This is a genomic window from Rhizobium aureum (assembly GCF_030182495.1).
GTDB classification, from domain to species: domain Bacteria; phylum Pseudomonadota; class Alphaproteobacteria; order Rhizobiales; family Rhizobiaceae; genus Rhizobium; species Rhizobium tropici_C.
The window spans coordinates 1,046,840-1,062,692 of sequence record NZ_JAQJCI010000001.1 but is presented as its reverse complement, the minus strand read 5'-3'; the positions used below and the strand labels follow the sequence as shown (position 1 = coordinate 1,062,692).

Sequence of the window (15,853 nt, the reverse complement as noted above, 5' to 3'; positions counted from 1 at the left end):
GAGATTGACGATGTCCGCCGCCGCTGTTTTCACCCAGGACGCTTCCCCCATCACGTTCAAGAATGTCGCGACGGAAACCGCGGAGGAGGTGTCTTCCCTTCTTTTGTGTGCGATCCGCTGTGTCGAAAAAGACAAGACGATCGCCATCGCTCTCATAAAGCAGGCTTCCCGTTTGCTGAAGCCGTTCTCGATCCCGGTCGAACCTGCCGAGCGCTCGGGCAATTCGGCCGGCGGCCTTGCTCCCTGGCAGATCAATCGCGTGAAGAACTACATTGAAGATCGCATTTCCCACCCGATTGCGCTCGATGAGCTCGCGCAGGTCGTAAAGCTCAGCACCAGTTACTTTTCCGCGGCGTTTAAGGTGACCTTCGGTACGTCTCCCCATAATTATGTCATCGAACGCAGGGTGGAATTTGCAAAGCATCGCATGCTGAACAGTGACGCCCCGCTCTGTGAGATTGCGCTTGACTGCGGGCTGGCCGACCAGGCTCATCTTTCGCGCATTTTCCGGCGTGTGACCGGAACGACGCCGAGCGCCTGGCGTCGATACATGGCGAGCCCGGAAGTCGGGCAGTCGCCGCATGAGGGAATGATGTCGTCAAGGCGCTGCTTTGACACAGGTCCAGCGCGAGGACGAATGGCCAATTTAGGGGACGTTCGATTTGCGTCCGGGCTACTTCAAAAGTGAAAGAAATTTGCAGCCGTTGGGTTTCGAAGAGTTCGCATCAAGCCTGAGGGAAATCACGTGATTGCCGAATGAGGCAGATCAGAGCTCGTTCAGCCGGAGTATTTCAGCCATTTTGATGAGGTCGGCCAGCGTGCGAGCATCCATCTTGCGCATCGCCGAACCACGATGAATCTTGACCGTAACCTCGCTCAGCGACAGTCGCCCGGCGATCTGCTTGTTCATCAGCCCGGTCGTTACCAGCGCCATCACTTCCTTTTCGCGCGAGCTCAGATCCTCGTAGCGTGCTCGCAGTGACGAGACCTCGGAATCCTTCGACCGTCGCTGCCGGTCGACCTCCAGCGCTCGTGACACAGCGTCAAGCATATCCTGATCTCGAAAGGGCTTTGGAAGAAAGTCTATGGCGCCGGCCCTCATGGCGCGGACCGTCATCGGGATATCTCCAAAACCGGTCATGAAGATCAAAGGAATGGACTTCTCGCTCTTCAAAAGCTGGTCCTGGAAATCGAGACCGCTGAAGCCGGGAAGACGTACGTCCACGAGCGCACAGCACGGGCCAACCGATTCCGTGAAAACAGAGAAATTCGGAACCGTTTCATGCAGCACTGTTTTCAAGCCGACCGACCGAAGCAAGCTGTCGAGCGAAAGACGCAAGCCCCGGTCATCATCGATGACATGCACAATTGGTGTCGTATTCATATCCAAACCGAGTTGAGACCAAAGCCGATCTTTCGGGAGCACCGTCATCCTGCGCATTGTTGATCAGCTATCCGTTTGTGTGCGTCTGCTCCGCGGGAAGGCCAAAGCTGAAATGTGCCCCAAGGGGGCGTCGATTGGAGCTCGATACGGGCAAGACCTATGCCGACGCCGGTTTCTCTGGTTGAGAAAAAGCTCTCGAAAAGTCGCTCGCGAATATGGGGATCAGTTCTGGTCCGCTGTCTCCGACATCCACTATGCCATGGGTGGCGCGCTGCCGAGTGACAATACACAATGTCCTGTTCCACGCCTGTCCGTCCGACATTGCCTGGGTGGCATTCAGGGCGAGATTGACGATCACCTGCAGGATCTATGCCTTGTCCGCCTTCCAGCGGACGTGTGGGCGAAAGATCAAGGCGCCAGGTGGGCCGCTACCCCAGTCTTTGTAGTAAAGACGCGTGTCGTCGCGGACGGTCAAGATTGGCATCCGTCTTACTCCATTGGAAGAACTGAAGTTTTTTGAACTATCCGGACGCTATCACAGCGATTTCGGCCGCACCATAGGTGGAATTTACAAGACGGAGCTATGCGCCAAAGAACAAGCCTTTCCTTCAAAATTGACGGCTAATTTGATGCGCGGCTCGAGTGCGGGCATATAGATTTGGCGTGGGTGTCGCGTTATAGGTCGCTAGACAATGGTGGGCTAAACGCCACCCGAGTTCCGTCGAAACCGAAAGGCAAAGCCGATGACAGGGGAAGGTCTTGGCGCTGAAGCCCAGCATAAAAGGGATTCCTTCGGATGTACCGTGGCGGGACTCGACGAGGACTGGCAGCTTTTTGCCGGCAACATGACCTTTTTCAGAAAGGCATCGAAAACGGCACCGGGGAGGGTCACCACGTCCCCGGGCACCGATGGTTATCTAATTGGCCTCTCGGTCCAGGGCGGGCATCGAAGACGGATTTTTAACGAGCGACGCTCGACCGTTTACGATTTTGGAGAGGATCATATCTACGTCCGTGATCTGCGCGAGCCCTACAAAGCCGATCTGAGCGGCTCGTTTGATTTCATTCTGGCGGAAATTTCGGGCTCGGATCTTCAGGAAATCGCTGCAGCGTCCGACTTGGGAGACGTTGACACCCTCGCCATTACGACTGCGCGCCCGGATGCGCTGCTAGCCGGATTGTTACGCACGCTACTTGAGTGTGGAGCAAGGCACCAGAGCAATCGCCTCTTTGTGGACCAGATCTCCGCGGCGATTGGTGTTCACCTGGCCCATAGCTACGGGAATGGTCGGCTTCGGACGACAGATCGTCGATTGACTCTCTCGAAGAAGCAGGAGGATCTCGCAAAGGAGCTTCTGATGAGCCGGATTCCCGCTGAGATTTCGATCGGCGAGATCGCTTCGCTCTGCGGTCTGCCGAGATTCACTTTCATCCGCGCCTTCCGTGAGACGACAGGGATGACGCCCAACGAATGGCTTCGGCAAGCACGTCTGGAACGCGCTTGCCTGTTGCTTCGGAATGGAGCGTTCTCTGTCGCGGACGTCGCCGCTGCCTGCGGATATCCGGACGTCCCCAATTTTGTTGCCGCGTTTATAAGATCGATGACCGTCACACCTGAAGCATGGCGAGGTGCCGCTGGCGTCAGGCCTCAGTGAAAACGATGGCCCGCCCTATTTAAACGGCGTGCCGTGATCAAGAGGGATATCCTCCCAGTTCCCAAGGGGACACGGCGTAGGGCGAGCTGGCGGGACCGATGGCTACCGCTGGCGCCCGCCGCCGAAACTGGGCCCTTGGATCTTTACGTCAGCAATTTGGTCGGAAGCTCAAGTGCTACGGCTCATGCCACCAGTCCCTTGGTCAGTTCGAGCGCCTGCCGCTCGAACAGTCGGCGATAGATGCCGTTGTTAAGCCGGATGAGCGCTTGATGGTCGCCTTCTTCGACGATCTTTCCTTTGTCGAAAACCAGCAGCCGGTCGAGCGCCCGCACCGTCGATAGGCGGTGCGCGATCACGAGTGTCGTACGACCCTCCATCAGGCGCTCCATGGCCTGCTGGATCTGCACTTCGCTTTCGCTGTCCAGGCTGGAGGTCGCCTCGTCCAGGATCAGCACGGGTGCATCAGCCAGAAATGCCCGCGCGATGGCGACACGCTGACGCTCGCCTCCCGACAGCTTGACCCCGCGTTCGCCCACCATCGTCTCATAGCCCTTCGGCAGGTCCATGATAAACCGATGCGCACTGGCCTGTTTCGCTGCATTCTCGATCTCACGCCGGGACGCGTTTGGCCGGCCATAGGCGATGTTTTCGGCCAGAGTGCGATGAAACAGGATGGGCTCCTGCTGCACGATAGCGATCTGGCCACGCAGGCTCGATTGCTTGACCTGGCCGATATCCTGTCCGTCGATTCGGATCGAACCGGACTTCACGTCATGGAGGCGCTGGATGAGCTTGACAAACGTCGTCTTGCCCGAGCCCGAATGTCCCACCAATCCGACCCGCTCTCCCGGTTTGATCGTGACCGAGAAATCGTCGTAGAGCGGGGTAGGATGGGCGCCGTACTGGAAAGTGACGCGATCGAACACGATTTCGCCCTCACCGATCGTGATGGCCTTCGCGTTCGGCTTATCCTCGATGCCCAACGGTGTTTTGTCGAGCAGGACAAGTTCCTCCATGTCGTTGACAGCGCGCTGCAGGTTTCGAATGTCTTGCCCCACCGAACGCAGATATCCCTGCAGCACGAAAAACATCGCCAGGACAAATGTGATATCGCCGGGCGTCGCCAGCCCCCGCTGCCACATGACAAGACCGGTACCAAGAATGCCGGCCTGCATGAAGACCATCATGAAGCCCTGGATCGTGCCGTTCAGTGTCCCGCGCTTCCAGGTCCGTCGCGTTCGCTTGTCCCACTTGGCCAATACGTGGCGCAAGCGTTCCTCCTCACGGATTTCAGCACCGAAAGCCTTCACCACCGAGTTGCAGCTTATGGCATCAGCCAGAGCACCACCGAGCCTGGTATCCCAGGCATTGGCAAGCTTCGCCGCCGGCGACACGAAGCCCACCGAAAGCATCACGGTCACGCCGATATAGATCAGCGATCCGGCAGCCACGATCAGGCCCATGATCGGCCAATACGTGCCCAGCACGATACTCGCGCCCACCAGCATGACGATCGAAGGCAGCAGGGCTACGAGCAGCAGGTCGTTGAGAGAATCGAGCGCCCACATACCGCGGGTGATCTTGCGTACCGTCGAGCCGGCGAAACTATTGGCATGCCAATCGGTCGAGAACCGCTGGACCTTGTGGAAGCCATTATTGACCACATCCGCCATGATGCGCAACGTCAGCCGTATGATCCCGTCGAAGATGAACCAGCGCAAGGTGACACTCGTCAGTCCCAGGGTCGCAACGATAGCGAAGGCACGTATTGCATCGCCAGCCGCATCGCCGCTGGCAATCGCATCGACAATCTGGCCGGAAAATACGGGCACCAGAACTTCAGCCAGCGTGCTGGCGATTACCAGCAGGATGACGATGCCCACCAGCGCAGGGCGATAGGCCCACTGACGAAAAACAAAGCCGAGCACGTTGCGATAAGCATCGGCGCGGAAGTCGAGCTTCTTGCGAGTCATTTTAATCAGTCCGACTCCGTATTTGGCAGTCGGCCCCAAAATCGAGAGTTAATAGACACAGTCGGACGGGAGACGAACTAATCCCGGCAGATCGATCGAGCTGTGAAGGAAATTAAAAACCGCATGTCGCGCCCTGTGGCGGGCCGCGAATGGAAATGACCTAGTGTCGGATCATTCCGGACGGGAGGGTTTCGATGAATGCTGATGTCATGCAACGCCTCCTTTGATTGATCTGCTGCGGTAGGAATTCTGTACCGAACTATTTCGTTTTTGCCAACCCAATATTTTCTACTTTGCGGAGAATGATGCGCGAATGCCACATCATTTCGGCGCATCCGCCTGATCGAACCGATGGTCGCCGGCGCGTGCCGCGTAGGCTGCCGGTCGCGCAGCGATCCGGCGGTGCAGTCATCGGCAGACACCTCAGAAATCGCGCCAACCTTGTTACTCCCATGTATCGGCTGCGCGGGACTAAGCTTCTCGACGATCATCAGGAAACCCCTCGTGATGGGCGGTCAGTTACAGGAGCAAGTCTTGAACATCGAAAACAAAACGGTCCTGATCACCGGCGCCAATCGCGGCATCGGCCGGGCTCTCATGGACGAAGCGTTGCGGCGCGGTGCAAAGCGTGTCTATTCGGGATCGCGTAGCGAGCAGCGTCATGACGATGAACGCGTCACCTTCGTCAAACTCGACATAACCGACGAGCGCGACGTCCGGGAGGCCGTCGGGACGATCAGGAAGCTCGATATCCTCATCAACAATGCCGGCATCTTCATGCCTGACGATCTCGGCGACGCTGACATCATCAATCGCCATCTGGCGGTCAATTTCTTCGGGCCGCTGAAAGTGACTCAGGCCTTTCTTCCTGCATTGATGCGATCGTAAGGCGCTATCATCAACAACCTCTCGCTATCGGCGCTCGTGCCGGTCGCCTCCACGCCGGCCTATTCGCTTTCGAAGGCGGCGGCACATAATTTGATGCAGGCCTTTTGAGCGCTCCTGTCAGCGCACGGTGTCACGGTACACAATTGTTTCACCGGGCCCGTCGATACCGACATGACACGCGGCTTCGAGGTGCCGAAGTCGCCGCCCGGCCTGGTGGCAGCCGGAATATTCAACGGCTTCGAAAGAGGCGAGGAGGATATCTTTCCGGACCCTATTCCGAACGCATTGCAGATGGCTGGCGCACCGGCGTCATCAAGGCTCTCGAGCGGGAATTTGCCGCTTACGTTCCGCCGATAGCTGAGGCGGCTCTGGACTGTTGTCACCACTGACGCTCTGTTTGCACCGAACGGCATTGCCGTGCCGTTCGGCGCAAACGGCTGCCATTAATTCATAGTGCTGATCCGAACCGGGAGATCAGGTTCCAGGTTTGACGTCGGCCACGACAGCCTGCCAGCCGCGGGCAACCGCTCCGGCACAGGCATCTTCGATGCGATCAAGCATGGCATGCAGTGCCTCGCGTTCACCCTCGGATAGACTTTCGAGAATACGCGCTTCCATGGCCTGGCCGATGGATACGATCTCTTCGAGCACCTTGTAGCCTTCGGCTGTCAGTTCGACCGCAGAAAACCGCCGGTCACCGGCACCGGCATTGCGCCGGGCAAAACCTAGAGAGACCAGTTGCGCTATGCCGCGGCTGACGGCGAATTGATCCAGCGCACCGGCATGACAGATTTCCTTGCTCGAAAGCCCGGGTCGGCCGCCGGCGATAGCGAGAATTCGCCACGACGCTTGCGACAGACCATATCTTGGCCCGTAGTAGGACGCGAGCAGTTCGGCGGTACTGCTTGCCACGAGAAACATTCGATAGGGTACCCAGCGATCCAGCCGAAAGGCCGGCTTTACCGCCGTCCCATCCTCGCGTTCCTCCGCCAGCCCCTTGTCAGGTTGATCATTTTTTAATTGCATATTGCAGCTATATTCCAGCGAAGTTTCGAAAACAAGCGGCCGATCGCGGCGGCGATCAAGCGAGCAGCAGCCTGTCTTCGGCAATCTCGCCGCCACTCGCCGCTCCGAACAAGGCGATCAGGCCGGGCACATCATAGCCGGCCCGTTCATCCCCCGCGACGTCAAGCACGATGCGTCCACCGCTCATCATGATGGTGCGCTCGCCATAGTCGAGGGCATGGCGCATGCTGTGCGTGACCATCAGCGTGGTGAGATGCTGACGTTCGCTGATCTCGGCGGAAAGCGCCAGGATGCGCGACGCTGCCTTGGGATCGAGCGCTGCCGTATGCTCGTCGAGAAGAAGCAGCTTCATCGGCAGCAGTGTCGCCATCAGCAGGCTTACCGCCTGTCGCTGGCCGCCGGAAAGCGTGCCGATCCCCGCCTTGAGCTTCCTTTCAAGTCCAAGACCGAGACTGGAAAGCTGTTCTTCGAACCGCGCGCGTCCATTCCGGCGGCCGAGAGCGAGGGACAGTCCGCGCCGCCCGGCGCGCGCGGAGGCGAGCGCGAGATTTTCCTCAACCGTAAGAGCTTCGCAGGTTCCGACCCGAGGGTCCTGGAAGACGCGGCCGATGAATCGCGCCCGTGCCTGGGTCGACAACCGCGTAACGTCGACGCCGTCGATGACGATCCGGCCCCGATCGGGCGAAGTAGCGCCGGCGATGACCGAAAGCAGCGTCGACTTTCCGGCACCATTGCTGCCGATGACGGTTACGAACTGCCCTTGTGGGATCGCCAGGGAGAGGCTGCGCAGTGCGGCCACTTCGAGAGCTGTCCCCGGGTTGAACGTGACCGATATCGTATCGAGATTCAGCATCATGAGGCCGTTCCTTCTGCTTTCGATGGCTCAGGCAGCCGGGTACGCCTTATGGAGGGCAGCTTCTTCAGCCGCGTTTTCGAAATCATCACGGCGACGGCGACCACCAATGCGGTTACCAGATTGAGATCCTGTGCTTGGATTCCGATCACGCCGCCGTCAAGCGCCAGGGCAATGACCAGCCGGTAGATCAATGCACCGAGGATACAGCCGAACGTGGCTCGCGCGACCGATCCTGCACCGACGAGCGTCTCGCCGATAATGACGGCGGCAAGACCGGTGACGATCGTGCCGATACCCATCGAGACATCGGCAACGCCCTGACTTTCGGCATAAAGCGCCCCGGCAAGCCCGACGAGACCGTTGGCGAGGGCCATGCCGAGCATGACCATGCGGCTATTATCGACGGCCTGTGCCTCGGCCATCCTCGGGCTGGCGCCGGTTGCACGCAAGGCCAGACCCATTTGCGTGGCAAGGAACCAGTCTACGAACATCTTTGCGGCCAATACGATGCAGAGGAGCAATACCGTATTGGCCCAGAACCCGAGCGCTGCGATCCCGTCGATCCAGGAAAAGATGGTATCGGTCCCATAAAGTGAAACATTCGGCTTACCCATGACGCGCAGATTGATCGAGAACAATGCGACCATGGTCAGGATCCCTGCGAGAAGGTTCATGATCTTCAACCGGACCGACAGGAACGCCGTGACGAAGCCTGCAGACGCGCCCGCGGCGAATCCGAGGAGCGTTGCGATGATGGGCGGCACGCCCGCCATGATCGTCGATGCCGCGACCGACGCGCCGAGCGGGAAACTGCCGTCGACAGTTAGATCCGGAAAATCGAGCACCCGGAACGAGAGATAGACGCCAAGGGCAACGAGGGCAAACAGCAGGCCTGCTTCGCAGGCGCCGGAAAGGGCAATCAGGCTCATTGGTCGATCACCTTCGCTGCGCTCTGTGTCATCGCCTCGGAGAGAGTGACGCCCATCTTCTTGGCCGAGGCGAGATTGAGGTAGAGATCCTCGCTCTCCAGCGTTCCGACCGGGATGTCGCCCGGCTTTGTGCCGTTCAGAACTTTGGCGGCAATCTCGCCCGTCAACCGTCCCAGCTTGTAATAATTGAATCCGAGTGCAGCCATCGCACCCCGCTCGACCGAATTGGTGTCGCTGGCATAGACCGGGATCTTCGCGTCGACGCCGACCTTGACCACGCTTTCGACAGCGGAAACCACGGTGCTGTCGGTCGGCAGGAGGATCACATCGGCCTTGCCGACGAGGCTGCGGGCGGCGTCCGGCACGGCGGCGGACTGTGCCGCCGTCGCCTCGACGATACTCATGCCGATCTTCGCCGCCTCGGTTTTCATCTCAGCCACTTGTGCGACGGAATTGGCCTCGCCTGCATTATAGAGGATGCCGATCTTCGTTGCCGTTGGCGTCAGTTTATGGATCAGTTCGAAGGTGAGATTCAGAGGCTGCTTGTCGCTGGTTCCGGTCAGCGTGCCGTCTGGTTGAGCGAAGCTTTTGACCAATTTCGCGGCGACGGGATCGGTCACGGCCGAGAAGACGATCGGGATTGCTCCTTTGGCTGCGGCCTGGCAGGCTTGGGCAGACGGTGTGGAGATGGCAACGATCACGTCGGGCGATTTGCCGGCAAATGTCTTGGCGATCTGCGTCTGCGTCGGCATGCTTCCTTGAGCGCTTGCGATGTCGAGCGTGACGGTCTTGCCGTCGACGAAGCCGGCATCGGCCAGTGCATCGACGATCCCTTTGCGGGCCGCATCGATGGCCGGATGCTCGACGATATAGGTCAGCGCCACTGTCTTGTTCGCCGCAGTGGTGACCGTGGCGGAGAAAGACAGGAGCAGGGCCGAGAGGGCCAGTGCGGGTACGAAAGCGGTTCTGCGTTTCACCGGAGCAATCTCCTTGTAAGGTTTTGGCAATGACGGGTCAGGCAGCAAATGGTGACTGCGGACGAGGTGACATGGGTTCGCGGGCGGAAACCTGCTCGGGCCGCAACAGCATTGGAGGAAGGCGAAGCTTGGAAGGTCGAAGATCGGCAATGGTGGGCGCACCCATCATTGCCTGGGCGACGTCGAGTTCGGCGGCGATGATGGCAAGGGCTCTGAACACGGCATTCTCGCCGCCACTCGCCAAGGCGTAGAGTGTCGCACGTCCGAGCTGCACGGCCGTTGCTCCAAGCGCCAGCGCCTTGGCAACATCGGTGCCGCTGCGAAAGCCGCTGTCGACCAGGATTGCGAGCTTGCCCCCGACGGCGCTGACGAATTCCGGCAGGATGTCGATGCTCGCGACGGCTCCATCGAGTTGCCGGCCGCCGTGATTGCTGACCACGATGCCGTCAAGCCCAAGCTCGGCTGCCCGGCTGCCCTGCCTCGGATTGAGCAATCCCTTGAGGATCAGCGGTCCCTTCCAGCGATCCCGTATGAAGGCGATATCGTCCCAGGACACGGTCGGGTCGAGCTGCTGTTCCATCACCTCGGCAATCGTTCCCGCGGATTTGAGATCGAACCCGGCTTCCATGACTTTCAGGCGTGGAGCGCCGGTCATGGCCATTCGCAAGGCCCATCCGGGATGGGCCGCAAGGCTCAGGAGCTTTCTGGGCGTCCAGCGGAACGGCAGCGAAAAGCCATTGCGGGTATCGCGCAACCGTCTGCCGGGAATGGCGTTGTCGACGGTAATCTCGAGCGCTTCGAAGCCCAGCGCTTCGGCCTGCTTCAGTAGCCTGAGGCTTACCTCGCGGTCCCGGAACAGGTAGAGCTGAAACCACTTCCTGCCTTCGCCGGCGGCTGCCACGGCTTCCATGGTCGCGCTGGCCGCCGAACTCATGACAAAGGGGATTCCCGCCCGTCCGGCGGCCCGGGCCAGCGCCTGGTCGCCTGCGGGCCATGCCGCGCCTGCCAGTCCGGTCGGTCCGATGATGACTGGCATTGTGAGCGGCTTGCCAAAGAGCGAGATGGCGGCAGAGCGAAGGCCGACGTCGACCGGAGCGGAACCGACGAGACGGATCCGATCTAGCGCCGCCCGGTTTTCGCGCAGCGTCAGCTCCGAGCCGGCGCCGCCATCGAAGAAGTCAAACACCATTTTCGGCAATGCGCGCCGCGCAGCGGTTCTGAAGTCGGCGATCGATGCCGGACCATGCGGATTGGACATAAATTCTCACTACCTCCCTGGTTTATGGATCTCGCTCAATTGAAAGGCGGCGCCTCGGCGAGATTGAAAATCTTGCCCGGATTCATGATGTTGTGAGGATCGATGGCGCGTTTGATCGCGGCCATGACCCGGATGGCAGGCCCGTGCTCCGCGACAAGCGCTGCTATTTTGCCGTGGCCTATCCCATGCTCGCCGGTCGACGTTCCCTGCAGCGTGATGGCGCGGGCTGCGAGACGTTTGGTCAGAGCCTCGACCCGCTGGCGCTCATCGGCATCGGCGGGATCGAAGAGGACGCAAAGATGGAAATTGCCGTCACCGACATGGCCGCAGATCGGTGCGAGGAGGCCAAGATCCCGCACGTCATCCTTGGCGGCGAGTATGGCCTCGACAAGCCGCGATACCGGCACGCAGCTATCCGTGGGAAGGGCACTTGCGCCCGGACGTAGCGCAAGATTGGCCCACCAGATATCATGGCGTGCCTGCCAGAGCCGGCCCCTGGCCTCCGCCGATACGGCGGTATCGAACCGGCTGGCGCCTGCGGCACGCGCCTCCTCCTCGATGAACGGCAAGGCGGCCTCGACCGCCCCGCGGCTGCCGTGCAGTTCGATAAATAGCGTTGGCTCGACCGGCAGGGAGAGTTTTGAATAGCGATTGACGGCCTCGACCTGCAGTTCATCGAGCAGTTCGATGCGCGCCAAGGTGTCGGTGAGCCTGGTCGCGACCAGCACGAAGCCGACCGCCTGTTCCAGCGTGGAGAAACTCGCCGAAATCGCAACGATGTGGTCCGGAATCGGATGCAATTTGACGCTGACGTCGGTTACGATACCGAGCGTACCTTCCGATCCCACCCAGAGACGTGTCAGATCGTAGCCGGCAGCCGATTTCCGAGCATGGCTTGCGGTGCGGATCCGATCACCATTGGGCAGGACGACGCCGAGCGAAACGACGTTGTCTTTCATCGTGCCATAACGCATGGCATTCGTGCCGGAGGCGCGCGTGGAGGCCATCCCGCCAAGTGAGGCATCCGCGCCGGGATCCACGGGAAAGAACAGCCCTGTATCGCGCAGTTCAGCGTTCAGGCGCTTGCGGGTTACGCCTGCCTCGACCGTCGCTGTCATGTCGTCCGGTCGAATCGTCAAAATCCGATCCAACCGTGAGAGATCGATGCATATTCCACCCATGAGGGCTGCAACATGTCCTTCGCAGGACGTGCCGGTCCCAAACGGGATCACCGGCACGTCAAAGGCGTGGCAGGTCGCCACGATACGCGATACCTCCTCCGCCGTATCAGGGAAAACGACCGCGTCCGGCGGATAGGACGGATGCCAGCTTACGTCATGGCCATGCTGGTCACGCACGGCCGGCGCCGTTGTCAGCCGGTCGCCAAAATGCAGCTTCAACTTCGTGATTGCCGCGTCGACAAGATCGCCATGGCGTCCGTAGTGGTTCACCGCGGTCGTCATCGTCCCGCCTCCTGCTGGCTATCGGACCATCGAAAGGCGGCCGGAGGCTTGGTCCCCCATGACGAGAGATGTTCCTCGCTGCGGTTGCGCAGATGGCGGCTCGCCATCGGAAATGTCCCGAGCACGACCAGCTCCCGAGCATGGCGGGCGAGAGTATCGAGCGCATCGGCCACCTCCGGTGTGGCCGGATCGCCCTCGAACTCGCAGAGGAAGCGGGACGGCACGAATTGCCCGCCGACAAGGTAGCTTTCGATCTTGGTCATGTTGATGCCGTTTTCGGCGAACCCGGCAATGGCGTGGTAAAGGCAGCCCGGCCGGTTCTGTGTGCGGAAGACGATCGTCGTCAGAAGCTGTGTTTTCTGCTCGGCCGCTTGAGGTTCGGCAGACAGCACATAGAACCGCGTCGTATTATGTGGATCGTCTTCGACATTGCGCTTGAGGATATCCAATCCGTAAAGGTCGGCTGCGAGATCCGAAGCAATCGCGGCTTCGCTCGGATCTTCGCAGGAGGCCACCAGCTCGGCGGCGTGGGATGTCGTCGGCGCGGCGATGGCCTCGAGATCGAGCGCTGCGATAAGGCGGCTGACCTGACCAAGTGCCACGGGATGCGAACGCACCCGCCTGATGCTTGCAAGCGATGCGCCCGCCGGTGCCATCAGGCAATGTTCGACGCGCTGAAAATGCTCGCCGACGATATGCAGACCACTGTCGGGCACGATCCTATGCACATCCGGCACGCGCCCGACCAGGCTGTTTTCGCATGGCAGGAGGATCCGGTCGACTTCACCGCGGACGGTGCTGGCGATCGTGGTCTCCAAGCTCGGCAGGGCGATGCGGTCCGCGGATGGGAACGCTGTCCGGCAGGCAACGTCCGCGAATGCGCCGGGCCGACCGTTATAGCCGACCTTATGGACTGTTGTGTCCGAGCCGAGTTTCGTGCCAACCGGATGCAATGCGCTTGTATTCGGATCGAAAGGGATCGCGGGGGAAGGGGCCTTGGACCCAGGGTTTGCGGCGGTCGATGTCATAGGCGATCTCCGAAGGAAATTTGTGCACGCCAGGTCACGTCGGGGGCGGTATTGTGCCGTCCCGCGTCGAGCGCCTGTCATCGCTCATCCATGATTAATTTGCGGTCGGCAGCCTTGTTGTTTCCATCACCGTCATCGGCCAAAGCAGGGCGATGCCGTTGCCGTCGGAAACGATGTCAAGATGGCGTTCCGCTGCAACAAGGCAGTCGTCATCGGTGAAGATCTCGGTCGCCGAGAACAGCAATCGTAGAAAATGTCCAAGATCCGCCTTGGTGTCGAAGCGCCAGCGGGTGGTGACATCGGTAAATTGAGGCTTGTCCCATCCGGTCAGAGCGCACAGGCTCGTTGCAAATTCCCGCGAAAGGAAAGAGACCTCGTGGCCGGTGCAGCAACTCAGCGCGATGAAATCGTCGAAATAGGCGGCAAGCCGCGTTCCGGCGAAGATGTCGGCAACCACCAGCTTGCCGCCGGGCCGCATATGGGCTGCGATCGCCTTCCAGGCGGCAGTCTTGTCGGAAATATGATGCACGGCGCCGCGCGACCAGGCCATGTCAAAATCGCGGAGCGGCAGGTCGAGCATGTGCGCTGCCTGACCGAAGACCCTGATCCGGCCGCCACTTTCGAGTTCGAGATCCTCAAGCTGCTCGGTGGACGGATCGGTCGCGACCAATAAGCCGGCAGGGCCGACATCTTCGGCGATCGCGCGGCTGAAATGACCGTTGCCGGCGCCGATTTCCAAGACGCGTCGCCCGTCGATCGGCTGCAGGAAGCGGCGCATGGCGGCAATATCGTCAAGCCAGGCATCGGGAAAGAGATGGAGTGCATCACGGTAGGTCGCCGAGCGGCGGCCGGAAAAGACGACCTCAGATTCGATCGGTGTCGAGGACATATACATGACATATGCCTTCCAAAATTGTTGCGGTTCGGACATCTCCCTAGATTCTAGTTATACGGGTAATCACGGTGCGATTTACCTCTTATGATTAAAACTACAACATAGATTTGCTAGGAAATCAATTGCTATTTGCAAGTAATTTAGACATGCATAAACTTTGGGCAATCGCTCCGATTGGAGGCACTTTAGCCGAGGAAATAGCCGGTTCTGAGGGATATTCTTCACAACGGCGGCAGCGCGTCGCAACTGCAGGGGTGAGCTGCGAAACTACAGTGGGACCATTATCGCAACACGCCAGCCTCTGTGACGGGTAAGGCCCGATCGCAGATGGCATTGTGATTGCCCAGTTTCAGGCGTTGAGCACCAGGATATTGCCAAGAAGGATTGTCGCGCCACCAAAGGCAAGACGGGTATCGATGTGCAGGCCTTCGAAGATGACCGAGATCGTTATGGCCACAATCGGAACAACGGTCAGCGCATAGGCCGCCCGTGCAGGGCCGACCTTCTCGATGAGCGTGAAATACATGAGAAACGTAACGCAGGAGGCGACAATTGCGAGATAGGCGAGCTGCGCCAGATAGCCAGCTGTGACAGGTATCGTAAGAGACGTCCCGACAACGACCGCCCAGGCGACCCCGAAACCGCATCCGCACAATGCGCCCCAACCCATGAGCACCGGGATCGGCAGGCCGCGCCGCTGGTTGCGTGCGGCAATCGCTGTCCCCGCACCCGTCGCCACCGCCGCGACGCCTGCCCAGACGAAGCCCGCCACGGTTTGCGGGTTGAGATGCAGCGCGAAGATCTGTGGGGCGGCGACGATGCCAAGACCCAGGAGACCGCAAATTATCCCAATCGTCGCGCGGCGGCTTATCCGTAGATTCAGCAGCAATCGGCTGACGATGGCCGCGAACAGCGAGGAACTCGATAACACCAAAGCCGCAATCCCACTGGGAATACCCTTCGTCGCCTTGTAGAAGGCGATGAAGGCAAGTCCGAAAAACAATAGGCCTTGCAACGCCACCCAGGGACGGTCGCTGCGGGCTATCATGATTGGTCTGCCGGTGGCGATCGAAAATCCGAGCATGCCTGACCCTACGAGAAACATGCGGATTGCGACCGACAATTCGGGAGCAGAAGCGCTTGCTTGGAGGGACGTCACAATGGCGCCTGAACCCCAGAAAAGTACGGTCGCGAGAAAAAGGGCTGCGGTCATCTCACATCCTTTGTGGCTGGAATCCAGGCAAGTGCCTCGCTTTGGCGTGATGCGCACGGATATGAGGCATAATGTCGATCATTTACTTGTAGAATGCAACTAATATAAATTCATATTCTCGGCGCCATCGTGACACCTGACTCTGAAGCGCGGCGACATCGGGCGCGGAAGTTGAGCAACGTCGATGTCCCTGCGGAGCTCTCCCTTGGTGTAATATTGCTCGCACCGGTGCCGGTTCTCACCGCTATGACCGACGGGTGGAGCTCTCGGCGAGTTCAGGACGGGCGCCGAGGAGGAGCCCCCTGGCA

Annotated in this window: 15 protein-coding genes; 3 read left to right on the top strand and 12 right to left on the bottom strand. The window is 59.8% G+C overall.

Annotation, left to right across the window (positions count from 1 at the left end; all coding sequences use genetic code 11):
• Positions 1-10 precede the first annotated feature (10 nt).
• Complete coding sequence (locus PH552_RS05010; protein WP_285165630.1) at positions 11-688, top strand: helix-turn-helix domain-containing protein; 678 nt, start codon at positions 11-13, stop codon at positions 686-688.
• Positions 689-766: 78 nt separating this feature from the next.
• Here PH552_RS05010 and PH552_RS05005 read toward each other — a convergent pair whose 3' ends face one another.
• Complete coding sequence (locus PH552_RS05005) at positions 767-1,384, bottom strand: response regulator transcription factor (protein ID WP_285165629.1); 618 nt, start codon at positions 1,382-1,384, stop codon at positions 767-769.
• A 743-nt stretch (positions 1,385-2,127) separates the two neighbouring features.
• Here PH552_RS05005 and PH552_RS05000 point away from each other — a divergent pair.
• Positions 2,128-3,039 (top strand): helix-turn-helix domain-containing protein, encoded by a 912-nt coding sequence (locus PH552_RS05000; protein WP_285165628.1) that lies wholly within the window; start codon positions 2,128-2,130, stop codon positions 3,037-3,039.
• A 182-nt stretch (positions 3,040-3,221) separates the two neighbouring features.
• Here PH552_RS05000 and PH552_RS04995 read toward each other — a convergent pair whose 3' ends face one another.
• Both PH552_RS04995 and PH552_RS04990 read right to left on the bottom strand, forming a co-directional pair.
• Positions 3,222-5,012, bottom strand: coding sequence for an ABC transporter ATP-binding protein (locus tag PH552_RS04995; RefSeq protein ID WP_285165627.1), 1,791 nt, complete (start codon positions 5,010-5,012; stop codon positions 3,222-3,224).
• A 77-nt stretch (positions 5,013-5,089) separates the two neighbouring features.
• Entirely contained in the window at positions 5,090-5,503 is a 414-nt protein-coding gene (locus PH552_RS04990; RefSeq protein WP_285165626.1) for a hypothetical protein, read from the bottom strand.
• Between the two features lie 43 nt (positions 5,504-5,546).
• Here PH552_RS04990 and PH552_RS04985 point away from each other — a divergent pair, with 43 nt between their 5' ends.
• A complete protein-coding gene (locus PH552_RS04985) occupies positions 5,547-5,900 on the top strand; it encodes an SDR family NAD(P)-dependent oxidoreductase (protein WP_285165625.1) in 354 nt (117 codons plus the stop codon).
• Between the two features lie 474 nt (positions 5,901-6,374).
• Here PH552_RS04985 and PH552_RS04980 read toward each other — a convergent pair whose 3' ends face one another.
• From PH552_RS04980 to PH552_RS04940, 9 genes are all read right to left on the bottom strand, one after another.
• Positions 6,375-6,926 (bottom strand): MarR family winged helix-turn-helix transcriptional regulator, encoded by a 552-nt coding sequence (locus PH552_RS04980; protein ID WP_112345518.1) that lies wholly within the window; start codon positions 6,924-6,926, stop codon positions 6,375-6,377.
• 55 nt (positions 6,927-6,981) lie between these two features.
• Positions 6,982-7,779 carry an ABC transporter ATP-binding protein gene (locus tag PH552_RS04975; protein WP_285165733.1) on the bottom strand — a complete coding sequence of 266 codons (798 nt, stop codon included), beginning with the start codon at positions 7,777-7,779 and terminating at the stop codon, positions 6,982-6,984.
• On the bottom strand, positions 7,779-8,711 hold the full coding sequence (locus tag PH552_RS04970) for an ABC transporter permease (RefSeq protein WP_285165623.1): 933 nt from the start codon (positions 8,709-8,711) through the stop codon (positions 7,779-7,781). Before PH552_RS04970 ends, PH552_RS04975 begins: the two co-directional genes overlap by 1 nt.
• Positions 8,708-9,688: an ABC transporter substrate-binding protein gene (locus tag PH552_RS04965; protein ID WP_285165622.1), complete on the bottom strand. Its 981-nt coding sequence runs from the start codon at positions 9,686-9,688 to the stop codon at positions 8,708-8,710. The genes PH552_RS04970 and PH552_RS04965 overlap by 4 nt, the downstream gene beginning before the upstream one ends.
• A 37-nt stretch (positions 9,689-9,725) precedes the next feature.
• A complete protein-coding gene (locus tag PH552_RS04960; protein ID WP_113249027.1) occupies positions 9,726-10,946 on the bottom strand; it encodes an alpha-hydroxy acid oxidase in 1,221 nt (406 codons plus the stop codon).
• Between the two features lie 35 nt (positions 10,947-10,981).
• Positions 10,982-12,409 carry an FAD-binding oxidoreductase gene (locus PH552_RS04955; RefSeq protein ID WP_285165620.1) on the bottom strand — a complete coding sequence of 476 codons (1,428 nt, stop codon included), beginning with the start codon at positions 12,407-12,409 and terminating at the stop codon, positions 10,982-10,984.
• Positions 12,406-13,437 carry a prephenate dehydratase domain-containing protein gene (locus PH552_RS04950; RefSeq protein WP_285165619.1) on the bottom strand — a complete coding sequence of 344 codons (1,032 nt, stop codon included), beginning with the start codon at positions 13,435-13,437 and terminating at the stop codon, positions 12,406-12,408. The genes PH552_RS04955 and PH552_RS04950 overlap by 4 nt, the downstream gene beginning before the upstream one ends.
• A gap of 94 nt (positions 13,438-13,531) precedes the next feature.
• A complete protein-coding gene (locus tag PH552_RS04945; protein ID WP_285165618.1) occupies positions 13,532-14,332 on the bottom strand; it encodes a class I SAM-dependent methyltransferase in 801 nt (266 codons plus the stop codon).
• Positions 14,333-14,681: 349 nt separating this feature from the next.
• Positions 14,682-15,545: a DMT family transporter gene (locus PH552_RS04940; RefSeq protein WP_285165617.1), complete on the bottom strand. Its 864-nt coding sequence runs from the start codon at positions 15,543-15,545 to the stop codon at positions 14,682-14,684.
• Between the last annotated feature and the right edge of the window lie 308 nt (positions 15,546-15,853).